General features: G+C 70.6%; 19 protein-coding genes. 11 read left to right on the top strand and 8 right to left on the bottom strand.

The genetic code is table 11. The features are described from left to right. Positions 1–2: 2 nt before the first annotated feature. The gene (locus tag OG413_RS35180) at positions 3–920 is read right to left on the bottom strand and encodes a CoA transferase subunit A (RefSeq protein ID WP_266813287.1); all 918 of its coding nucleotides are present in this window, start codon (positions 918–920) and stop codon (positions 3–5) included. 163 nt (positions 921–1,083) lie between these two features. Here OG413_RS35180 and OG413_RS35175 point away from each other — a divergent pair, with 163 nt between their 5' ends. Both OG413_RS35175 and OG413_RS35170 read left to right on the top strand, forming a co-directional pair. Beyond that, positions 1,084–1,980, top strand: coding sequence for a LysR family transcriptional regulator (locus OG413_RS35175; RefSeq protein WP_266812630.1), 897 nt, complete (start codon positions 1,084–1,086; stop codon positions 1,978–1,980). 136 nt (positions 1,981–2,116) lie between these two features. Continuing rightward, the gene (locus OG413_RS35170) at positions 2,117–3,343 is read left to right on the top strand and encodes an acetyl-CoA C-acetyltransferase (protein ID WP_266812628.1); all 1,227 of its coding nucleotides are present in this window, start codon (positions 2,117–2,119) and stop codon (positions 3,341–3,343) included. Between the two features lie 637 nt (positions 3,344–3,980). On the opposite strand, the gene OG413_RS35165 is transcribed toward OG413_RS35170, so the two are convergent. Together OG413_RS35165 and OG413_RS46990 are read right to left on the bottom strand one after the other, a co-directional pair. Beyond that, on the bottom strand, positions 3,981–5,174 hold the full coding sequence (locus OG413_RS35165) for an FAD-dependent monooxygenase (protein WP_266812626.1): 1,194 nt from the start codon (positions 5,172–5,174) through the stop codon (positions 3,981–3,983). Between the two features lie 437 nt (positions 5,175–5,611). Then, on the bottom strand, positions 5,612–6,331 hold the full coding sequence (locus tag OG413_RS46990) for a chaplin (protein WP_323137968.1): 720 nt from the start codon (positions 6,329–6,331) through the stop codon (positions 5,612–5,614). A 634-nt stretch (positions 6,332–6,965) separates the two neighbouring features. On the opposite strand from OG413_RS46990, the gene OG413_RS35150 reads away from it, so the two are divergent. The 6 genes from OG413_RS35150 (at position 6,966) to OG413_RS35125 (ending at position 9,998) form a co-directional block, all read left to right on the top strand. Further along, complete coding sequence (locus tag OG413_RS35150; protein WP_266812624.1) at positions 6,966–7,367, top strand: rodlin; 402 nt, start codon at positions 6,966–6,968, stop codon at positions 7,365–7,367. Positions 7,368–7,658: 291 nt separating this feature from the next. Beyond that, positions 7,659–7,892 (top strand): chaplin, encoded by a 234-nt coding sequence (locus OG413_RS35145; RefSeq protein ID WP_323137967.1) that lies wholly within the window; start codon positions 7,659–7,661, stop codon positions 7,890–7,892. Positions 7,893–8,157: 265 nt separating this feature from the next. Next, complete coding sequence (locus tag OG413_RS35140) at positions 8,158–8,445, top strand: hypothetical protein (RefSeq protein WP_073719179.1); 288 nt, start codon at positions 8,158–8,160, stop codon at positions 8,443–8,445. A gap of 186 nt (positions 8,446–8,631) precedes the next feature. Then, on the top strand, positions 8,632–9,042 hold the full coding sequence (locus OG413_RS35135) for a rodlin (protein WP_266812622.1): 411 nt from the start codon (positions 8,632–8,634) through the stop codon (positions 9,040–9,042). A 228-nt stretch (positions 9,043–9,270) separates the two neighbouring features. Beyond that, positions 9,271–9,471: a hypothetical protein gene (locus tag OG413_RS35130; protein WP_266812621.1), complete on the top strand. Its 201-nt coding sequence runs from the start codon at positions 9,271–9,273 to the stop codon at positions 9,469–9,471. A 119-nt stretch (positions 9,472–9,590) separates the two neighbouring features. Then, the gene (locus tag OG413_RS35125) at positions 9,591–9,998 is read left to right on the top strand and encodes a rodlin (protein ID WP_073719182.1); all 408 of its coding nucleotides are present in this window, start codon (positions 9,591–9,593) and stop codon (positions 9,996–9,998) included. Between the two features lie 150 nt (positions 9,999–10,148). On the opposite strand, the gene OG413_RS35120 is transcribed toward OG413_RS35125, so the two are convergent. Then, positions 10,149–10,649, bottom strand: a complete 501-nt coding sequence (locus OG413_RS35120; protein WP_073719183.1) for a DUF5949 family protein — start codon at positions 10,647–10,649, stop codon at positions 10,149–10,151. Between the two features lie 361 nt (positions 10,650–11,010). Here OG413_RS35120 and rsgA point away from each other — a divergent pair, with 361 nt between their 5' ends. Together rsgA and OG413_RS35110 are read left to right on the top strand one after the other, a co-directional pair. Next, positions 11,011–12,165, top strand: a complete 1,155-nt coding sequence (gene rsgA / locus OG413_RS35115) for a ribosome small subunit-dependent GTPase A (protein ID WP_266812617.1) — start codon at positions 11,011–11,013, stop codon at positions 12,163–12,165. 72 nt (positions 12,166–12,237) lie between these two features. Beyond that, a complete protein-coding gene (locus OG413_RS35110) occupies positions 12,238–13,620 on the top strand; it encodes a DNA-3-methyladenine glycosylase 2 family protein (protein WP_266813283.1) in 1,383 nt (460 codons plus the stop codon). A 59-nt stretch (positions 13,621–13,679) separates the two neighbouring features. Here the strand turns inward: OG413_RS35110 and OG413_RS35105 are convergent, their stop codons facing one another. The 4 genes from OG413_RS35105 to OG413_RS35090 form a co-directional block, all read right to left on the bottom strand. Further along, complete coding sequence (locus tag OG413_RS35105) at positions 13,680–14,054, bottom strand: PPOX class F420-dependent oxidoreductase (protein ID WP_266812615.1); 375 nt, start codon at positions 14,052–14,054, stop codon at positions 13,680–13,682. An 82-nt stretch (positions 14,055–14,136) separates the two neighbouring features. Then, positions 14,137–16,479, bottom strand: a complete 2,343-nt coding sequence (locus OG413_RS35100; RefSeq protein WP_266813282.1) for a glycoside hydrolase family 95-like protein — start codon at positions 16,477–16,479, stop codon at positions 14,137–14,139. Between the two features lie 287 nt (positions 16,480–16,766). Next, positions 16,767–17,249, bottom strand: a complete 483-nt coding sequence (locus OG413_RS35095; RefSeq protein WP_266812613.1) for a DUF456 domain-containing protein — start codon at positions 17,247–17,249, stop codon at positions 16,767–16,769. Between the two features lie 207 nt (positions 17,250–17,456). Next, positions 17,457–18,446 carry a LuxR family transcriptional regulator gene (locus tag OG413_RS35090; RefSeq protein WP_266812611.1) on the bottom strand — a complete coding sequence of 330 codons (990 nt, stop codon included), beginning with the start codon at positions 18,444–18,446 and terminating at the stop codon, positions 17,457–17,459. 210 nt (positions 18,447–18,656) lie between these two features. On the opposite strand from OG413_RS35090, the gene OG413_RS35085 reads away from it, so the two are divergent. Continuing rightward, complete coding sequence (locus OG413_RS35085) at positions 18,657–22,421, top strand: S8 family serine peptidase (RefSeq protein WP_266812609.1); 3,765 nt, start codon at positions 18,657–18,659, stop codon at positions 22,419–22,421. The last annotated feature ends 7 nt before the right edge of the window (positions 22,422–22,428 follow it).

Genomic DNA, 22,428 nt, shown 5'->3' with positions numbered 1-22,428 from the left:
GCTCACAACCGCCGTCCGTAGTTCACCGGCTCGCTCAGCGCCTCGCCGACCGCGAGCCCCGCCCAGAACTCCTCGCCGAGCTTGTCCACGTACGCGGCGTGGTCGGCCGTACCGCGCACCCACTCGTCCAGCCACACCTGGAGCCGGGCCGGGTCCTTGCTGATCTGCGACCAGGCCCGGTAGAAGGCGTTGTCCCGGTCGTAGTACCCCTGCGCGAAGGAGGGGTGGGCGCCGCGCGGGCAGACCACGACCGCGTCGACCGCGTGGGCCGGTACCAGGGTGCGGTTCGGGTCCGAGCGGATCACCTCGTCGTCGACGAGCTCCTCCACGACGACGATCGCCTTGTCCGCGGCGTACACCGCCTCGGCCTGGATGCCGGTCAGCCCCCACATCTGGGTGTTGCCCCGGCGGTCGGCGCGCTGGGCGTGGATGATCGTCACGTCCGGGTTGACCGGCGGGACGACATAGATCCGTTCCGGTTCGCCGTCCGGGCCGGGATAGGGCGAGGTGACCTTGCGCAGACCGGGGTTGACCGACGGCAGGTCGCTCCCGCCGTAGGAACGCAGCGGATAGAACGGGAGCCGCTGCGATCCGGCGAGATACCGGCAGATCATCCCGTAGTGGCTGTACTCCTCGAACACCAGCGGTTCCGGGTCGGCGTTCTCGATCCGCCTGCGCAGCTCGCCCAGCGAACCGGCGGAGGAGTTGCCCACGAAGGAGGAGACCAGCCGCGAGACACAGCCCGCCGCGAGCATCTGGTCCACCACGATGTCCGCCGTCATCCGGACGACGGTGAGGTCCCGGCGGCCCTGGCGGATGATCTCGTGCCCGGCGGCGGTCGGGATGAGATGGGTGAAGCCTTCGAGACTGATGGTGCCCCCGTCATGGATGAAGGCGGCGATGGCCGCCGTCATCGACATGACCTTGTCGGTCCCGTCGATCCCGTCCGTCCGGTCCACAGTGCTCCTCGGCGTATGCGTGCGGGTCGCCCCACCGTGTCAGCGGCCATTGAACGCTGTCCAATACCGAATTAGGGTCGGATCAAGACGTCCGGGCTATGAATGGATGGGGTGGGGCGCCGGTATGGAGCTACGTCATCTGAACGCGTTCGTCGCCGTGGCCGAGGAGCTGCACTTCGGCCGGGCCGCCAAGCGGCTCCAGATGGCCCAGCCCCCGCTCAGCCAGCGGATCCGGCAGCTGGAGAAGGAGCTCGGTGTCCAGCTCTTCCGGCGCAACACCCGCTCGGTACGGCTCACCAGCGCGGGGGAGTCGTTCCTGGAACCGGTACGGACGGTCCTGGACGACCTCGACACGGCGGTACGGGCCGCCCGATCGGCAGGCCGGGGTGAGTACGGCCGGGTCACCATCGGTTTCGCCGGTGCCTCCAGCCACGAGACGCTGCCCCAGCTCACCCGCGCCGTGCGTGCCGCCCACCCCGGCCTCGAACTCGTCATGACCGGCCAGACGTACGCCAACGTCGCGCTGTCGCGGGTGGCCGACGGCACGCTCGACCTCGGGTTCGTCCGGCTGCCGGTGACCCGGCCGGGAGTGGCGTACCGGGTGATCGACGAGGAGGAGCTGCTGTGCGCCCTGCCCTCCGACCACCCGCTCGCCCAGCTGGAGACGGTGCCGATCGGAGTCCTGGCCGAGGAATCGTTCGTCTCGTTCCCGGCCAACACCGGCTCCACCGTGCGCGACGCGATGGTCGAGGCGTGCGAGGGCGCCGGGTTCAACCCGCGGGTGGTCCAGGAGGCCCCCGACTCGTACACGATCCTGGCGCTGGTCGCCGCCGGAGTCGGTGTCACCCTCACGGTCACCTCCTGCCGGCACATCCAGCAGAACGGGCTCGTCTACCGCCCCCTCGCCGGACCGCCCATCCGCCGTCAGGCGGCCCTGGCCTGGCGTGCCGACAACCCCTCCGCCGCGCTGCACGCAGTGCTCTCCGTCGCCGAGGAGGCCCTGCCGACGCCGGTGCACTGAACGGGGGCGAGGGCCCATTGAGACGGGCCACGTCTCGAACCAGGGTGAATTCGATATTGGACCGACTCAGTCGCCGGATGCGATGGTCGCCCACATACCCGCACCGTCCCCGCCGCCCCTCGCGAAAGGCCCTGCCGTGCCCGACCCGCTCGATGTCGTCATCTGCGAACCGCTGCGCACCCCCATCGGCCGCTTCGGCGGGGCGTTCGCGCAGCAGACACCGGCCTCGCTCGCCGCGCGTGTCATCGCCGAGGTCGTCGCCCGTACCGGTATCGATCCGGACCGGGTCGACGAGGTGATCCTCGGGCACGCCTACCCGTCCGCCGAGGCGCCGGCCATCGGCCGGGTCGCCGCCCTGGACGCGGGGCTTCCCGCGACCGTCACCGGCGCCCAGATCGACCGGCGCTGCGGCTCCGGCCTCCAGGCCGTCCTCGACGCGGCGATGCAGATCCGGGCCGGCTTCAGCGAGGTCGTGATCGCGGGCGGCGTCGACGTGATGAGCGCCGCCCCCTACTACACGCACGACGGGCGCTGGGGCATCAAGGGCCCCGGCCTCCAGCTCCACGACTCGCTGGCCCGGGGCAGGGTCACCGCGGGCGGCGTCAACCACCCTGTCCCCGGCGGCATGATCGAGACCGCGGAGAACCTGCGCCGGGAGTACGGGATCAGCCGCGCCGACCAGGACGCGCTGGCCCTGCGCTCGCAACAGCGCGCCGCTCGTGCCGCAGCCGAGGGGCGGTACGAGGCGGAGACCGTCCCCGTCACCGTACGGACCCGCGAGGGCGAGACGTCGGTCACCGCGGACGAGCACCCGCGTCCCGACACCACCGCCGAGCAACTCGCCGGGCTCCGACCGGTCATGGGCAAGTCCGACCCCGCGGCGACCGTCACCGCGGGCAACGCGAGCGGTCAGAACGACGCGGCCGCCGCCTGCCTGGTGACCGGCGCGGCCACCGCCGAACGCCTCGGCCTCACCCCGCTCGTCCGGCTGGTCTCGTTCGCGCGGGCGGGAGTCCCCGCCGCGACGATGGGCATCGGCCCCGTCCCGGCCACCCGCGCGGCGCTCGCCCGTGCCGGACTCACCCTGGCCGACCTCGACCTGATTGAGCTCAACGAGGCGTTCGCCGCACAAGTACTCGCCTGTACAAGGGAATTGGGCCTGGGTGACATCGACCACGAGCAACGGATCAACGTCAACGGATCCGGGATCTCGCTGGGCCACCCGGTCGGCGCCACCGGCGCCCGCATCCTCGCCACGCTCACCCGCGAACTGCACCGCCGCGAGTCCCGCTACGGGCTGGAGACGATGTGCATCGGCGGCGGCCAGGGCCTGGCCGCGGTCTTCGAGCGCATCGCACCCTGACGCACCGGGCCGGGTCTCCCCGGTGACATGTCACACGGCAGGGTGTGATGGCACATGATGCCGCGCGTCCTGCAATGTCACATGCCACGCAGCCACGCGACGACATGTCACATTGCACCTCATTCCCGCAATCTCCCTCCCCGCCGGTGCGGCATCGGGCGTCTCGGGCGACGCTCGTCCCGGCAATGCCCTCGTCCGCTTGATCGACGATGTTCACGGGAGCCACCATGAGCGCGTCCACCGCGCGAGAGCGCACCAGAGTCGCCAACCGCGCAGGAGTGGGAGCCTTCATCGGCTCGACCATCGAGTGGTTCGGCTTCATGCTGCTGCTTCTCAAGCGCCCCGACCACGACGAGCAGGCAGCCGAACGGAAGGCCGCGTCCCCGTCCACCGCCACCGCCCCCGCGACTGCCCGACCCCGCCCACCCGCAGCGATACGGAGGCCGGTCCCATGCCACCGACCCTGCACGGCATCCCGGAGATCCTCGCCCTGAACCGGGCGCGACCGCGGACCTTCGGACTGGAAAGACCCCCCGGGAACTCATCGACACCTATGCATACGTCTCCGGGGACCACCAGCGGATCCGCGCCGACCCGGAGACCCCGCACTGACCCGGAGACCCCGCACCGGCCGGGGCTACCGCGGCTCCCCGTACAAGTAGTGCCGCGTCCCCGCCAACGTGGCCTGGCACCACGCGTCCACGTCGTCCTGGTCCATCGCCGCCCAGTCGGGAGTCTCCTCCACCTGGGCTCGCCCCAGCCTGCGCCCCAGCTCCACCAAGCGGGCGCCCGCGGCGGTGCGTTCGTCTGCGTACCGCTCCAGCGCCTCGGCCGGTGACGCGGTGTCCCGCAGTGCCCGCTCCAGAGCGCGCGCGTCCTGAAGCGCCTTGACCGCGCCGCTGGCCGTGTGCGGGCGGGTGACCGCCGCCGCGTCCCCGGTCAGCAGGAACGGGGACCGTGCGGCGCGGGGAACCTGGATGTCGGCGACCGGGTGGCAGGCCATGGCGACATGCTCGCCACGCGCGACGATGTCGGCCCAGGCCGCCGGGAAGTGCTCATCGGCGATATCGCGTACGTACGTTCCGACGTCGACGCCCGGCGCGGGCGGGCGGCCGTAAATGGCGTACGCCAGCAGCAGGTCGCGGGACTCGCCGCGCCGTGTGACGTCCCCGGAACCGGCCGGGATCAGATAGAAGATCCCGTGACCGCCACGGAAGCCGAGGGTGACCCACGCCTCGCGCAGCAGCTCCAGCTCCCGCCGATGACCGGCGAGGGTGCTCAGCGCGATGGTGCCGCGCCACACCAGATACCCGGCGGGTGTCGGCCGCAGCCCGGGTGCCAGCAGCTCACGGGTCGGCGATTCGTGCCCGTCGGCTCCCACGACGATGTCGTACGACTCGTCCCCGTCCCCGGTGCGGATCACCGCCCGCCCGGACGGCGCGTGCCCGACCCCGGTCACCGGCCGCCCCCGCAGGTAACGGGCCCCGCCCGTGTTCGCGCGCAACGACCGCCACAACAGACCCCAGTTGCACGGCGTCACCGCGGAGGCATGCCGTGCGAACTCCAGCCCGGAGTACCGCCCCGGCTGCCGGGTGACCCAGACCCGGGACGCCACCGGGGTGGTCGGCATGGCCGCGTCCAGATATCCGGCCGCGACCAGTTCCTCGTGGAGGGGAGGCGGGATCACGATCCCGAAGCCCCGGTCCTGGAGTTCGCCGTCGCTGCGCTCGTACACGGTGACGTCCGCACCGGCCCGGATCCCCGCGACGGCCATCGCGCAACCGGCGATGCTGCCGCCGACCACCCCGATCCGTAAGGCTGTTGTCGCCACGTCGGTACCACCTTCGCCGGCTCGCCCTGGAGATGCTGAACCCGCACATCGTCCCATTCGACCGCTGGTCGCGGGGCCCGCCGCGGACATCGCACAGGCGCCTGCGGCGAAGGGCCTGGTCTCAGACCTCGATGCTGTTATCTCGATGCTGTTATGGGGGCGGGCTTCGGAGATCAGGCGCCTGACCGGGGCGTAGTGCTCGCCCAGTGAGCCGATGAACTCGGGGATGTCGCCCGCCCGCGCGGCGTCCACGATGCTCCGGTGGGCGGCGATCGCTTCCGTCTCTTCGGCGTGCGTGAATCAGTCCAGTTGCGGCGCGACGATCCGGTCGGCCGTGCCGCGCTTGAGGACCTCGGTGTCGCCGCTCGCACGCGAAGGGTCCGGCCGGACAGCATCAGCTGTCCGGCCGGACCCTTCGTTGACCGGACGGGCCGGTCTCAGCCCCGCGAACCGCGGGTGCGGCGCATCAGGATCGCCCCGCCGAGCAACAGCCCGGCGCTGGCACCGGCGGCCAGACCGAGGCCGGCGGAACCGGTCTCGGCGAGGTGCGCGCCCGGCTGGTTCGGCCGGGGGGTGTCGGTCGGCGGCGTGTCGACCGGGGGCTCGTTGGCGGGCGGCTCGTGCGTCGGCGGCTCGTTGACCGGAGGCTTGTCGACGGGCGGCTTGTCGACCGGGGGCTCGTCGACCGGCGGTTCATCCACCGGCGGCTCCTCCGTGGGCGGCTCTTCGGTCGGAGGGTGGTGGTGGTCCGGGCCGCTCACGTTCGCGCACTCGTTGCCGAAGGTGGGGTTGAGCAGCCCGACGACGTTGACGCCGTTGCCGCAGGCGTTGACCGGGACATCCACGGGTGCCTGGATCAGGTTCCCCGACAGGACGCCCGGGGAGTGGGCCGCCACACCCTCGGCGTCGGCTCCGCTCTTCCCGTGGTGGCCGCCGGAGTCCACGTTCTTGCAGGCGTTGCCGAACGCGGGGTTCAGCAGGGCGATCACATTGACCGTGTTGCCGCACGCGTTGACCGGGATGTGCACCGGCACCTGGACGGCGTTGCCCGAGCCGACCCCCGGCGAGCCGACAGCGGCACCCTCGGCCGAGGCATCGGCGTGCGCATAGCCGCCCGCCGCGGACAGGATGCCCGACGCCGCAGCCATGACGATCATACTTTTATTCAAGACCTGTCGCATTAATTGCCCTTCCTTAGGACACTTCGCATGGGCGATTCGCCCGCGGAATCGTCGGGCGGTGCCGCCTATTTCGCCGGGGCTGTGCACCCCGGCGGAAGTCATTTCGAAAGCTGTTAGCCGAGTGCGCGCTGGACGTCACCCATAACGACTGGAAGTTGTGGGGGAAACTTGGAAGTCAGTGGAAATTTTGTAACCATCCGAACGGATTACGAACAAACGTTCATGTCCCTGCCCTGGAGGGTGGGAGAATTGGTAGAAAGATCAAAGGTATTCGGGGGTTGGTTCCCTCGGAGCCGTCCACGTCGAGGGCGGGCGGGGGAGTCCACTCCTCACATGTTCGGCCATGAGCGCTCCGTCGAAGGGTCGCAATTTCTTCACGAATCGCCTTCACGGTGATTGTCCGTGCCGATGCCGATAGGGGGCCCGGCCGGGCGGGGATTCGTCGCACGCGCGGCCAAGGGATCACCCGGACGGGGCGGACATCGGGCGTGCCTCCGGTCAATGCGCCCCGAGCGCCAGGCATTCGGGTGAATGCAGAGAACCAATCGCCGGGCCGCGAGTTGGTCAGGGGGCTCCGGTACGGGGCAACCGGATACGAGAAGGGTTCATCGTGATCAAGAAGGTTCTGGCTACGGGCGCTGTCGCCGCCTCCATCCTCGGTCTCGGCGCGACGCAGGCCATGGCGATCGGCAACGACGGCGGCACGACCTCGATCAACGGCAACGGCGCCTCGCAGGCCTACGGCAACGCCGAGACCCACGGTGACTGGAGCCCGCAGTTCGGTCTCGTCCAGGGTTCGCTCAACAAGCCCTGCATCGGTCTGCCGCTGAAGGCCAACGCCGGTTCGCTCATCGGCCTGGTGCCGATCTCGGTTCAGGACATCAACGTCCTGTCCTCGCCGCAGAACCAGCAGTGCACCGAGAACTCCACCCAGGCCAAGGGTGACGAGGCTCTGTCGCACATCCTGTCCAGCATCCCGATCCTCTCCGGCAACGGTGCCCACAACGGCTGATCAGCCGCACCGACCAGGCCCGGACCGCCGGCGTTCCTCCACCGAGCGGACCGGGCCTGCTGCTGTACTCGCAGTCATTTGTATGTCTGCTCGTCATATGAACCTTCCCGTGGCGCGGATCGACTGATAGCTGCGTCATTCGGGCGGTTTCCGAGAATCTGCTCATTGAAGAGTTTCGATCTCGGCTGTTAATCGTTACGAATTACAGCGTCGGAGTCGCGAGCATCAGCATCACGCTCGGGCGGTACGAAAGTCGTATCGCTCCGGACTCCTTCGCAGAAAGGGACGAAAGTGAAGTACACCAAGATTGCCGCCGTCGCCGCCGGAACCCTCATGGCGCTGGGCTTCGCCGCTCCGGCCATGGCCGACGCGGGCGCCTCGGGCATCGCCGTGGGCTCCCCGGGCGTGCTGTCCGGCAACGTTGTGCAGATCCCGGTCCACATTCCGGTCAACGTCTGCGGCAACACCGTGAACGTCGTCGGTCTGCTGAACCCGAGCTTCGGCAACACCTGCGTCAACGCCTGAATGGTGACCGGCTGAGCCGATGGCCCAGCCGCGGTCGGCCCCGGATCGGTGAACACCGATCCGGGGCCTTCCTCTTTTCCTCGCGCACCTCTCGTGCGGACTTCGTTCCGGACTCATGGAGGCGGGAAAAATCTGCGGCCGCACAGTTTCCCGTTCATGGCCGGATCGTTATTCACGGCAAAGCGGCAGAAGTCACAGGTAAAGAGACCTTGTGTGCGGCACGGGAACGTGACCGAAACAGATGCCGCGCAGAAGGGAACCCGAAGTGAAGTACGCGAAGACCGCCGCGCTCGTTGCCGGTTCCATGGTCGCTCTCGGAACGGCTGCTCCCGCCTTCGCCGTTACTGACACGGCCCCCAACTTCAGCCTCGACAGCGGCCTGAACCAGGTGATGGCCAGCGCCCCGCAGGCGGTGGACCCGCTGATCGACACGGTTGGCGGAGCCGCCGAGGCGGTACACAAGGAGGGCACCGTCGGCAAGCTGGCGAACGGGGCCACCGGCGTGGCCGAGACTGCTGCTCCGCTCCTCGGCGGGGTGCCCCTCGGCGGCTGACCGTCGTACGGCGACAGTTCCCCACCGCTTCACATTCTCTCCGGTGCCCTCTTTCGTGAATTCTTCTGATTCACGGAAGAGATAAGCATCGTTCGAGTGAATGGGCACAACCAATCCCCGCCGGACTGAGTTGATCAGGACGCTCCGGATAGGCGGGCAAAAGATTATCCCACGAAGGGCTTTTCCATGATCAAGAAGATTCTGGCCTCGGCAGCCGTCGCTGCCTCGGTCGTCGGTGTCTCCGCTGCTGCGGCGCCCGCCGCCATGGCCATCGGCAACGACGGCGGTACCACGTCGATCAACGGCAACGGTGCCTCGCAGGCTTACGGCAACTCCGCCACCCACGGTGACTGGAGCCCGCAGTTCGCCCTCATCCAGGGTTCGCTCAACAAGCCCTGCATCGCCCTGCCGGCCAAGGCCAACCTCGGCTCGCTCATCGGCCTCGTGCCGATCACGGTCCAGGACCTCAACGTCCTGTCCTCGCCGCAGAACCAGCAGTGCACCGAGAACTCCACCCAGGCCAAGGGTGACGAGGCTCTGTCGCACATCCTGGACAACATCCCGATCCTCTCGGGCAACGGTGTCGGCAACAACTGAGGCCGCGTAACTCCGGACCTCCGCAGCTGAGTTCCCCGAGTTCTCGGGGAACGGCCGGGAATCCGCCTGTCCGCAGTGCCTGATCACGCGTGGGGCCAGTCCATCCGTACGGCGACCGTTCTTCGGTGGTCCGGATGCGCTGGCCCTTCGTCGTGCGCCCGGCGGGTGATTGGCCCGGATGCCGCAGCACCGGCTGACGTTCCCTCCCGGTCCGGGTAGGGCCTCTTCATGGATCAGTACGACAGACGGCAACCGCGGAGCGGGCAGCAGCCCGCGCAGGACAGCACACCGATCTACGACCGGCTCGTCGCCGAGTGGCGGGCTGCGGGACGGAACCCCGCAGCGGCCGCGCCCCATGAGCCCCCGGTGTGCCACGGCGGCGGGTTCGTCCCCGCGGCGCGTACCTCGGACGAGGTCGCCGGTACGTGACCGCGCGGCGTCGACCTTGCGCCGGATCACACCCATTTGAGTGGTACTGCGCAACCGATCTCTCCGGCGGCGGTTGTTCAGTACGTTCCACAACGGGACGCTCCGAAAGGTGAAGCTTGATGAAGAAGATGATGGCCGGCGCGGCAGTGGCTGTGTCCCTGATCGGTCTGTCCGCGGCCGCGGCCCCCACGGCCATGGCGATCGGCAACGACGGTGGCACCACGACGCTCAACGGCAATGGCGCCTCGCAGGCCTTCGGCAACAGCGTGACCAAGGGTGACTGGAGCCCGCAGAACCAGCTCGTCCAGGGCACGCTGAACAAGCTCTGCATCGGGCTGCCTGCCAAGGTCAACGTTGGTTCGCTCATCGGCCTCGTGCCGATCACGGTCCAGGACGTCAACGTCCTGTCCAACCCGCAGAACCAGCAGTGCGCCGACAACTCCACCCAGGCCAAGGGCGACGAGCCGCTGTCGCACGTCCTGGACGGCATCCCGGTCCTCTCGGGCAATGGCGTCGGCAACAACTGACACCACTGAGTGCGGGCGGCCCGGAGGTTCTTCCTCCGGGCCGCCCGTATGTGTCATCACGGCACCGCACATGACGATGCCCACCACTCCACGGGGGGTGGTGGGCATCGTCATGTGCGGGCGGAGCGGCCGAGGGCCGTCCCGTAGGGGTCAGGCCAGGGCGCGTACGGGCAGGAGGCAGTGGGCGGAAGTCCGCACGACGTCCTCGTTCGCGGCGAAGGCCCGCAACTGCTCCTCGCTGACCGGCTGTCCCGGCACCGCCTCCGGCCACGGCCGGGTGGCGAACATCCCGTACACCTGGCCCTGGGACTCGGCTGCGGCCAGCCACTCCGCGGGGACGGTGTACTGCGCCTTGAGGTGCGGCATCGTCAGGACGGCCTGCCCGGCCTGGACGAGCAGCTTCACCTGGAGGCCCGGCGTCTCGGTGGCGTCCTGGACGCCACCGCCGACCTGAAGGCCCGCGCGCGTCAGGGCCGTGCGCAATGCGGCCTCGCCGACCTCCGGGCCGTCCTGCCCGTCGCCCAGCGAGTAGGTGAGGAGGAAGGCGACATCGTGCTCCTGGTCGGGGTGTCCGCCGCTCCAGCCGATGAGGATCTGGGTGCCCAACTGGGCTTGTGTGAACGTGCCGGTGGCGGTCTGGGGTGAGGTCATGCTCGGCACCCTAACGGCCCGAGACCGGACGTTGTGCACCCGTTTCACCTGATCGAGGGAGATCTGCGGGTATCTCCGACGAATACCTCGCCGCGGCCCCCGCGAGGGCACCATCGGGCGCCGGTGGAAAACCTGTTGACGCTGCCGGGCGGGGGCGGGCTATGGTGTGCAACGTTCCGCACAGCGGGGCGACATACCGCGAGGAACCAGGAGGTGAGGACATTGATGACTGTCGTTGCGATGGGCGCTGCCCACAACCAGAAGAGCATCGTTCTCACCCCCGTGGCCACCGGCTGACCTTCTCCTGAACTCTCCCGCGCCGAGCGCGCGGTGCCGGGGCCGCCCTTGTGAAGGGTTTCCCTTGTCTTTCCCGATTCTTCCGGTTCCGTCCTCGTCGCACCCGCTGGCTCCTTACGGCTGGGACGACGACTGGGCGGCCGCCTTCGCCCCGTACGCCGAGCAGGGACTCCTGCCCGGCCGCGTGGTGCGGGTGGACCGCGGTCAGTGCGACGTGGTCACCCCCGACGGCACACTCCGTGCGGACACCGCGTTCGTGGTGCCCCGCGACCCGATGCGGATCGTCTGCACCGGGGACTGGGTCGCCCTCGACCCCGACGGCGACCCCCAGTTCGTACGGACGCTGCTGCCGCGGCGTACCGCCTTCGTCCGCTCGACGTCCTCGCAGCGTTCCGAAGGACAGGTGCTCGCCACCAACATCGATCACATCGCCATCTGCGTCTCGCTCGCGGTCGAACTCGACCTCGGGCGGCTGGAGCGCTTCCTCGCGCTCGCCATGTCCAGCTCCAGCGGTGACGCGCTGCTGGGGGACGCCGCCGCGGCCCGGCGGGCCGATCCGCAGCCGATCGTGCTGCTCACCAAGGCCGACCTGGTGCCGGACGTGACCACCCTGTACCACCTCGTCCAGGACATCGAGGCCATCGCACCCGGAGTGCAGGTACTGCCGGTCAGCTCCGCCACGGGCGAAGGGATCGATGTGTTCGCCGCCGTGGTCTCCGGCGGTACGAGCGTGCTGCTCGGGCTCTCCGGCGCGGGCAAGTCGACCCTCGCCAACACGCTGCTCGGCGACGACGTGATGGAGGTGCGGGCCGCCCGCGACGTCGACGGGAAGGGCCGGCACACCACCACGACCCGTAACCTCCTCGTCCTGCCGCACGGGGGCGTCCTCATCGACACCCCCGGACTGCGCGGAGTCGGACTGTGGGACGCGGAGTCCGGCGTCGGCCAGGTCTTCTCGGAGATCGAGGACCTGTCACGGCAGTGCCGCTTCCACGACTGCGCCCACGAGGCGGAGCCCGGCTGCGCGGTCCTCGGCGCCATCGAGGACGGGTCGCTGTCCGAGCGGCGCCTCGACAGCTACCGCAAGCTGCTGCGCGAGAACCAGCGCATCGTCGCCAAGACCGACGCGCGGGTGCGCTCCGAGCTCCGGCGGGACTGGAAGCGCAAGGGTGCCGAGGGGCGGGCGGCGATGGAGGCCAAGCGCGGCCGGGTGCGGTAGCCGCCACCGGCCGGTTCGACGTCCGAAAACCGCGAGTGCGGCAGCGGCGGCTGCCGCACACTGGACGGTGTGATGGATGAAGAGACCAGCTACGAGGCGGTGAGCAGCCGCGACGCACGGTTCGACGGAGAGTTCTTCTTCGCCGTCGTGACCACCGGCATCTACTGCCGGCCGAGCTGCCCCGCCGTCACCCCCAAGCGCGCGAACGTACGGTTCTACCCGACCGCGGCCGCCGCCCAGGGCAATGGCTTCCGGGCGTGCAGACGCTGCCGCCCGGACGCCGTACCCGGCTCCGCGGAGTGGAACGTACGCGCCGATGTGGTCGGCCGGGCCATGCGGATGATCGGCGACGGTGTGGTGGACCGGGAAGGCGTTCCCGGTCTCGCCGGCCGCCTCGGGTACAGCCCCCGGCAGGTCCAGCGCCAGCTGAACGCCGAGCTGGGCGCCGGCCCCGTCGCGCTCGCCCGTGCCCAGCGCTCGCACACCGCCCGGGTCCTGCTCCAGACCACGGCTCTGCCGGTCACCGAGATCGCCTTCGCGGCCGGATTCGCCAGTGTGCGCCAGTTCAACGAAACGATCCGCCAGATCTACGCCCGTACGCCCAGCTCCCTGCGGACCGAGGCCGGAACGGGACTGGGGGCGGGGGCGCGGGAGGGCCGCCGGGCCGGAATCCCGCTGCGGCTCGCCCACCGCGGCCCGTATGCCGCCCGGCAGGTGTTCGATCTGCTCGGAACCGCGACCGTGGCACGGATCGAGGAGATCAGCGGGCCGCCCGGCCGCCGCACCTACCGGCGCACGCTGCGGCTGCCGTACGGCGCGGGCATCGTCGCCGTCGACGAGGCGTCCCCGGGGCCCTGGCTGGAGGCCCGGATCCAGCTGACCGACCTGCGCGACCTCACCACCGCCGTACAGCGGCTGCGCCGGCTCCTCGACCTGGACGCCGATCCGTACGCCGTCGACGAGGCGCTCGGCGCCCACCCCCGGCTCGCGCCGCTCGTCGTCGCGCGGCCGGGGCTGCGCTCGCCGGGTACCGCGGACCCGGAGGAGTTCGCCGTACGGACGCTGGTGGGGCGGGCGCGGGCCGAGGAGCTGGTGGAGCGGTACGGGAAGGTGCTGGACGTACCGTGCGGCGGGCTCACCCATGTGTTTCCCGAGCCCGGGGTGCTGGCCGGCGCCGTGGAGGAACCCGCGCTGGTGGCCCTGGCGGCCGCGCTGGCCGACGGGGACGTACGGCTGGACGCCGGGGCGGACCGGGACGAGGCGGAGCGGGCGCTGCTCCGGCTGCCGGGGATGGACCCTCGGACCGCGGCGCTCATCCGGATGCGGGCGCTCGGTGACCCCGATGTGGACCTGGACGGGGCACCGGGCGACGGGGCGCGGCAGTCCTGGCGGCCGTGGCGGTCGTACGCCGTGCGTCACCTGGAGCTGGAGTACGCCACCTCGGGCCTTGCGTGACCGTGGCGCCGTCTCCGCGGTGACGGCGCAGAGGTCTGTGAGGGCGCGTCCGTGCGTGCTCAGTCCCGCTCGTCCAGGCCCCAGCTGATCACCTTCCTCGGGTGGACGCGGATCAGTTCCTCGCTGAATTGCGGGCCGAGGTCGTGCGGTCCGACGAGCAGTTCGGCCTCGCCCCTGATGTCGACGCCCCGGACCGTCCACGGATCGAGGCTCACGATGTCGTCGACGACGAGGGCCACCTTCGGGTTGGACTGGAGGTTGCGCCACTTCTTCGTCGTCGCGAGGGCGAGTCCGCCGATCAGGATCGTGCCGTCCGGCTGCGGATAGATGCCGACGGGATTGGCCTGCGGCTGGCCCGCCGGATCGACCGTCGCCATCCGTCCCAGCCGCTGGGAGGAGAGGTACGCGCGCTCGGCGTCGCTGAATTCGGTCATGGGACCAGCCTCACACGCATACCTCACCCCTGCATCGGCGTATGGACCCGCGCCCCGGGACGCGGGGCGCCGTGCCGCCGGCTCAGGTGGGCAGGCCCCAGCGCGGCGCCTCCCCGTCGGACGCGACCGGGCGGATCGTCAGGTCCGGCCGGTCGCCCCTGGCCGTGATCAGCGCGGATTCACCCTTGCGCAGCTCGATCCGTACGGTGCCCGGCGCGACCTCCTCATGACGCAGCGGCCGTCCGCGCCGGTCGCGGATCTCGACGCGCCCCTCGATGCCGTGGCGTACGACGCAGGGCGCGCCCGCCTCGCTGGTCAGCCGGAGCCAGCGGGTCCGGCCCGCCTCCCGTACCGCGCTGAGGAGGAACGCACCCTGGGTGCGGAAGTCGTGCACGGTCAGGTCCTGCCAGGCGGCGGGCAGCGCGGGGAAGACCCTGATGACGTCACCCCAGGACTGGCACACCATGTCGTGCAGCGACTGGGCGGCGGAGAGCGGGGTCTCGATGACCGGGCCCGACTCCTTGTACATGGTGTTCGCCTGGATGAACCGGCCCATGAGCTGACCGAGGTACTTCAGCGCGTCCTCGCCCTTGCCGAGCAGCGCGGACATCGACGCGGCGCCGGTGAAGGTATAGCCCTGGAGCGCGCCTTCGAAGCCGACCCAGTGGGCGAGGGACTTCTCGATCAGGGCCCGTTCCTCGGCGGTGGCGCCGGTGATCTCGTACAGCGGGTAGACCGCGAGCATGTGCGAGTAGTGGCGGTGGGACTTCGCGAACGGCACTCCGGCACCGATCATGAAACCGTCGCCGTCGACCGGATACGGGGCGAGCCTGGCCAGGACCTCCTGCCAGCGGGCGGTCAGCGGGTCGCGCACGCCGAGTTCCTTCGCGGATTCGATCAGGGTGCGGCAGCCCCAGCGGAGCAGCATCAGGTCGTAGTTGCAGTCCGGCGCGTTGACGCCGTACTCGGGCGAGAACGTCGCCGGGAGATGCAGCTTCCCGTCCGCGCCCGGCGTGACGAAGTGGAGGTAGTAGTTGACCGCCTTGCGCAGCAGCGGGAAGAGCGTGTCGCGCAGGATCGACCGGTCCATGGTGTGCCGGTAGGACAGCCAGACGTTGTGCAGCGCCCAGGTCAGATTGCCGACCTCGGGGGTGGGCGAGTCCTGGCCGGGGATGCCGACGCCGTAGCCGCCCTCGGCCACCGCGGCACCGTTGACCAGCTGGGGGTCGGTGGTACGGGGGATGCCCGCGGAGTCCGCGCGGTAGGGCGCGGACACCTCACGGGAGAGCTGGTCGCGGTATTCGCTCAGGGCGCGGGTGACCGCGTCGAGTTCGAGGTGGTTGGAGCCGTGGATCAGCCAGTACTCCAGCTGGACGTTGAGGTTCCACCAGGTGTTGGGCCAAGGGGTGGGCTCCAGCCAGGGGCCCGAGGTGGCCATCACGGGGGCGTCCTTGCGCGCCGCCGAAGCCGTCTTGTACAGCTGGATCCAGTAGAAGCGCTGCAGCGGGGCATCGGGCAGCGAGAGGAAGCTCTTCCGGTAGAACCGGTCCCACCACGCCCGGTGGGGCCGCGCCAGCAGCGCGTACGGGAGGGCCGACGCGGTCCTCACCGTACGCAGCGCCCGGTCGCGGGCCGTGGTCCGCGGGTGGGAGTGCGTGACCGTGACGTACAGCGTGCGCACCCCGCCGCGGGCGTGGTCGCGCCAGGCGGTGACGTGCTGGCCGCCCGCGAGCAGCGGCTGGACGGCCGCCGACACCTCGCCGTGCCGTTCGACGACGGCCGGGGGATTGCCGGTGTAACCCTCCGGGAGCGGCTTGAACGCGGCCCGCGGACTGATCGCGTCCGCGGGGTGGAAGACCCAGCCGAACCCCTGCTCGCCCGCGTCGGGCGTGACCTCGACGGCGAGCACATCGCTGGAGGAGTGCACGAAGGCGCGGAGCTTCAGGGTGCCCGCGGTGGTGGTGACGGTGCCTTCGAGCTCGGCCGTGCGCAGTCGCATCCACCACTCGACACCGGTGATCGTGCCGACCGGCTCCAGGGTGAAATGCCCGATCGGGAGCCGGGCGAGACCGAAGAGCGAACCGAACTCCGGGCGGTGGTCCTGGACCTCGGAGTGCTGGACGTTGAAGCGGATGGCATTGCTCTGCGCGCCGGGTTCGGCGTAGATCCCTGAGCCGAGGCTGCCGTTGCCGAGATATGGGCCCTCGTACCAGGTCTTCGGCAGCTTTCGCCAGAGCAGGTCGGCGTCGTCCAGGACGGTGCGCCAGCTGTCGGCGGGGGCGTGCACCGCGACGGGGGCGTGCGCGGTCGTGGAGTGGGGCAGCGGGGCGGCGCCGGCCGGAGCGGTGGCGGTTCCTGCCACCAGCCCGCCGCCGAGTGCGGTGCCGGTGGCGAGGACGGCCCTCCGGGACGGGGAGGAGGGCACGGGCGCGTCGGCGGAGGGACGGGACTTCGGCTGAGCGGCAACGGCGGTGGAATGGGGCTTCGGCTGCGCGGCAACGGCGGCGGCGGACGGTTCCGGTGCTGTGGGCAAGGCGTCTCCTGGCGGCTCGTACGCAGGCGTGAGCACATCAATTCATCCGAGCTATTTCTCCAGGGAAGGTAGGCAGGTGCTGTCTGTGCGTCAATAGGTGTGCAGAGATCCGATGTGTATGCGTGGCTCTGGACAGCGTTCAGCCATGAGTCCAGGCCAGGTGCGCGGAGTGGCGCGGCTCAGCTCAGGATCACCGCGCCCAGCCAGGCGCCCGCCACCAGCAGGCAGGCGAACAGCTCCACCAGTACCGAGTAGCCGGTCGCCCGCATCACCGAGCGGACCGAGGCCCAGCCCGCCCCCCGGCTGCCGAGCCGCAGCCGCTCGGCACCGTAGATCGCGCCGACGTACCCCACGATCCCGCCCACCACCGGCAGCACGAAGAACCCCACGATCGCCGCCACCCCGCCGATCAGCAGGCTCTTGCGGGGCGCCCCCGACTCACCGGGACGGCGGGGCGGCAGCAGCGGTTTCAGGGCCTGGTTCAGCAGCAGTACGACGGTTGCGCCGATCAGTACGCCCCAGGCGGCCGGCGTCTGGTCCGCCAGCGCCCACCACAGCACCGCGGCCCAGACGATCGCCTGTCCCGGCACGCCCGGCGCCAGCACACCGACCAGTCCGAGCAGCATGACCAGGCCGACGGCGACGAGCTGCCACACACTCATCTGACCAGCCTGCCGGAGGCCGCCGCGTTACGCCCGTCAGCGCAGCCCCGGCCACCTGTGCGGACCCCTGCGTGAACTCCTGTTCGGGGCCGCTTCGGGGGGCAGGTCGGGGAGCGGCTTCGGGAGCTGTTTCGGGGTCGACTCGGGGAGCAAGCTTCGGTAGCTGCTTCGCGGCCCCGGAACAGGAGTACGCGGGTCGAGGGGTTCTCAGGCGCGCGGGGTGCGGGACACCCAGCCCCGTTCGTACGCGTGCCAGCCCAGCTGGAGCCGCGTCGAGACCCCCGTCAGCTCCATCAGCCCCTTCACCCGCCGCTGTACGGTCCGCAGCCCCAGGTCCAGCTGCTTCGCCACGCTCGCGTCCGTCAGCCCGGCCAGCAGCAGCGACAGGATCTCCAGATCCGTCGGATCGGGCCCGACCTCGTCCTCCCGTACCCACCCGGACTCGCCCAGCCGCAGCGGCATGGCGTCCCGCCACACCGCTTCGAACAGCCCCATCAGCGACTCCAGCAGCCCGCTGGCATGGACGACCAGAGCGGCCGGTTCCGCACCGCGCCCGGTCAGCGGCACCATCGCCAGGCCCGCGTCGGCGACGACCAGCTTCGTCGGCACCCGGTCCACCACCCGGCACTGCTCGTCACGGCTCAGCGCGGCCGACAGCTCCAGGATCCCGGACGGCAGCGACAGCACCTCGCGCTCCACGACCACCCGGAAGGTCACCCCGCGCGTCGCCGCCCGCTCCTCGGACTCGTTGTCCATGCCGCTCACCGCGATCGGATTGCCGGTGACCAGCGCGCAGACCTCCGAGGTGGCCCCCAGCTGCAACTGATGGAAACGGTGCGCCACCGCACTCGCCCCGGTCACGACCTCCACCAGATCGTGCACCGCCGGCTCGCTCGCCTCCGCCCGGTACTCCTCCGCGAGCAGCGCCGACGCCAGCTCCGCCTGCTCCAGCTCATGCCGCTGCTGGATCAGCAGAGCTCCCAGCGCCACCCCCGGAGGCGCCGCCACCCAACGGCCGGGCCGCGCCGAGGACTGGGCCGCCAGGCCCTGCTGCTCCAGCCTGCGCAGCGCCCGTTCGGTGTCCCCTTCGGGCAGCGCCAGCCGGTGCGCGAGGTCGGAGAGCTCCGCGGCCCCCGCCGCGACGAGTGCGCGGTACGCCGCTTCCTGTCGCTCGTCGAGACCAATCGCACCCAGCATCTCCGGCCCTCCCCGGGCGTCGTGATCGCGCGCCGCCGCGCCTGCTCCGGCCGACCGGCCGTGGCGGGAAAAGGCCACGGCGTAAACCCGCCGTACACATCATCCCCCGTACGGGTGGCCCCTCTGTCAATGTGGCGCCACCGCAGTACCAACAACCTCTGGAATGTCGCCCCTTGGGCTGCTTCATTCCGGATTGACCTGGGGAGAGCGATGCGCCCGATATCGCGTACGGCACTGGGAGCGGCGACCGCCGCCGTCCTCGCCGTCACCGCGATCGCACCGTCCGTGGCGGCGCCACCGGACGACGTGACCGCGAAGAGACCGCTGACCGGCAGCGCGGCCGCCGCCGCGAAGGACGGGAAGCCGGTCACCGTGACCCTGGTCACGGGCGACAAGGTGCGGGTGAGCACCGACAGTTCGGGGGCCGCGTCCGCCGCAGCGCTGCCCCGCGAGGACGGCACCGTACCCCTGGTGCAGACCCGGCAGTCCGGCAAGGACCTGTACGTCTACCCGGACACCGCCGTCGAGTCGCTCGCCGCGGGCACGGTCGACGAAGAACTCTTCAACGTCACCGGTCTGATCCGCCAGGGTTACGACGACGCGCACTCCACGACCGTGCCGCTGATCGCCACCTACCGGGCGGACACCGCACGCAGCGCGCCGCCCACCCCGCGCGGAGCCGAGCGCGGAGCGGTCCTCGACGTCATCGACGGCGTCGCGCTCCGGGCCGACAAGAAGCGGACCGACGACTTCTGGGCGGACCTCACCGCACCCCGGTCGCGCTCCGCGGCCGGGCTCAAGAAGCTCTGGCTCGACCGCAAGGTCGAAGCCAACCTCGACAAGTCGACCAAGCAGGTCGGAGCCGACGTCGCCTGGGCGGCGGGCTACGACGGCAAGGGCACCAAGGTCGCCGTACTCGACACCGGCGCCGACGCCGAACACCCGGACCTCAAGGGCCGCATCACCGCCTCGGAGAACTTCACCGACTCCGACTCCACCGACGACCGCCAGGGCCACGGCACCCACACCCTGTCCACGGTCGGCGGCTCCGGCGCGGCGAGCGACGGGAAGAAGAAGGGAGTCGCGCCCGGCGCCGACCTCCTCGTCGGCAAGGTCCTCAACGACAGCGGGTCCGGCGCCGCCTCCTGGATCATCGCCGGAATGCAGTGGGCCGTCGACAACAAGGCCGACGTCGTCTCGATGAGCCTCGGCAGCGCGGCCCCCACCGACTGCACCGACCCGATGAGCCTGGCCGCCGAGGAACTCGGCCACAGCAAGGACACCCTGTTCGTGATCGCGGCAGGCAACATCGGCCCGACGCTGAACACCGTCTCCTCGCCCGGCTGCGCCCCCAGCGTGCTGACCGTCGGCGCCGTCGACCGCGACGACTCCACCGCGAACTTCTCCAGCCGCGGCCCGGCGATCGGCTCGCACACCCTCAAGCCCGAGATCGCCGCCCCCGGCGTCGCCATCTCGGCCGCCGCGGCGGGTGGCCGCGGACCGTACGCGTACCGGTCGATGTCCGGTACGTCGATGGCCACCCCGCATGTCGCCGGCGCCGCCGCGATCGTGAAGCAGCGCCACCCCGACTGGACAGCCCAGCAGGTCAAGGCGGCCCTGGTCTCCTCCGCGAAGAGCGCCGTCCCCGGCGACGTACGGGAGACCGGCGCCGGGCGACTCGATGTCGCGCGTGCCATCGACACGGCCGTCGTCGGATCCCCGGCCGTCCAGGGCGGCACGTTCAACTGGCCGCAGGACAGGAGCGACCGCACCACCGTCGACGTGCCCTACACCAACGTCGGCGGGAAGCCGGTCAAGCTGTCGCTGAAGGTCGCGGGCGTCACCGGGAACGACGGCTCGGCCGTCCGCTCCGAAATCGCCGAACTCGGCCGCACGTCCGTCACCGTCCCGCCCGGCGCCACCGTCCAGGTCCCCCTGGAACTCGACCCGGACGCACGCCTGGACAGCAGCCAGTACGGCGATGTCACCGGGCGCGTGCTGGCCACCGCCGACGGCGTCAAGGTCGTCACCCCCTTCTCGCTGTACGTGGCCCCCGAGACGGTCACCCTGCGCGTCAAGCTCATCGACCGCACCGGAAAGCCCGCCGACGGCGTCTCCTCGCTCGATGTCATCGGCACCGACACGGCATCCGGCGAACGCCGCTTCAACGAGGGCGCGACCGACCAGACATACCAGGTACGCCCTGGCGCGTACTTCGTCTCCAGCTTCATCGGCTCGCCCGACCCGAAGGACGCCACCGGGCAGCTGGTCGAGTCCGTCGGCTACCTCGCCAGGCCGCAGCTGAACGTCACCGAGGACACCACCGTGGTGCTGGACGCCCGCAAGGCGCACAAGCTCACGGTGAAGACCGAGGACCGGGCCACCGAGACCCGCACCACCACCCTTGCCTTCGGGCGCTCGTGGGGCGAGACCTGGCTGCACTCCGGCTCCATATCCGGCACCCGCATCGTCAAGAACTATCTGGTCGACGTCCAGGGCACCGCCCGTGACGGCGACTTCGAGTTCGACAGCTTCTGGCGCGCCTACGCCCCGCAGATCGAGAAGTTCTCCCTGGTCGGCGGACCGGCCCTGCATCCGCGCCCGGCGGGTACGGGCTCCGTCAACCTGGACGGCACCGGCCGGGCCGAGGTCGTCGACGCGGGCACCGGCACCCCCGCCGAGCTGGCGGCCGCCGGGGTCAAGGGCCGGATCGCCCTGGTGAAGGTCGCCGACGGCGCCGGTGTCACGACCCAGGCGAGCGCCGCCCGGACCGCGGGCGCCAAGGCGCTCATCGTGCACCGCCCCTCCGCGGGTGACTGGCAGCCGGGCATCGGCTACGGCACCGCTCCGCTGCCGGTCCTCGGTCTCACGTCCGACGAGGCCGCCGTCCTGACCGCCGCGCTCGCCAAGGGCCCGGCCGAGGTGTCCTGGAAGGCGACGGCGGTCAGCCCGTTCGTCTACAACCTGGCCTTCCCCGAGACGGGCCGGATCACCTCGGACCGCACGTACAAGGTCCGCGACAAGAAGCTCGGTTCGGTCACCGCCACGCACGACTCGATGGGCGTGGCCGCCGACTTCGTCGACACGCTGCTGGTCACCCGGCCGTACGGCGGCGCCTTCGCCGCCTCCGGCTTCGACACGCTCGCCACCCCCGGCAAGCGCACCGAGTACTACTCGGCGGGCGACAGCGGATGGCAGAAGATGCTCTCCTCCAGCTTCCCCTGGGGCGAGTTCATGACCGACCGGACGCGCACCTATGAGGCCGGACATAAGCGCACCGAGGAGTGGTACCGGGGTCTCCTGACGCCGGGCACCCCGCGCGACGCGGCAGGAAAGGAAGCCCTCGCCGCCGAACGGCAGGACAACGTGATCGGGGTCGCCCCCGGATTCGTGACCGACACCGAACACGCGGGGGAGCAGGGCTCGTTCGGCGACCTCGGCAGCATGCGGCTCACCAGCGGCGGCGAGGAGATCGGCAGCAGCGGCTACCCGTCCGGCGCGTTCACCGTCCCGGCGGAGGACCGCGCGTACGAACTCACCCTGTCGACCATGAAGTTCGGCCAGCCGGCGGCGGTGTGGAAGCGCTCCACGGCGACGGAGACCACCTGGAAGTTCCGCTCCGAGCGGCAGGCGGACGTCTATTCGCAGGGCATCCCGCTGCTCTTCCCCCGTTACGACGTTCCGTCGGACGGGATGAAGACCGTGCCCGCCACGGACGGCCAGAAGATCGGCCTCGGCGTCACCGGCCACGCCGGCTACACGCCTGGCAAGCTGACCGGCGCCAAGGTCTCCTTCTCGTACGACGGTGGTGAGACCTGGTCACAGGCCACCACCGGTCGGCAGGGCGGGCGTTGGACCGCGACCGTGAACCACAAGGGCGCGGCGGGCAAGGCGGTCACCCTGAAGACCGAACTGACGGACGCCAACGGCAACTCCGTCGTCCAGACCGTGAATGACGCCTATGTAGTGCGTTGATCACAGC

The organism is Streptomyces sp. NBC_01433 (assembly GCF_026340105.1).
Taxonomy (GTDB): Bacteria; Actinomycetota; Actinomycetes; order Streptomycetales; family Streptomycetaceae; genus Streptomyces.
The sequence above is the reverse complement of the archived record's forward strand: the minus strand, read 5'-3'. Positions and strand labels throughout refer to the sequence as shown.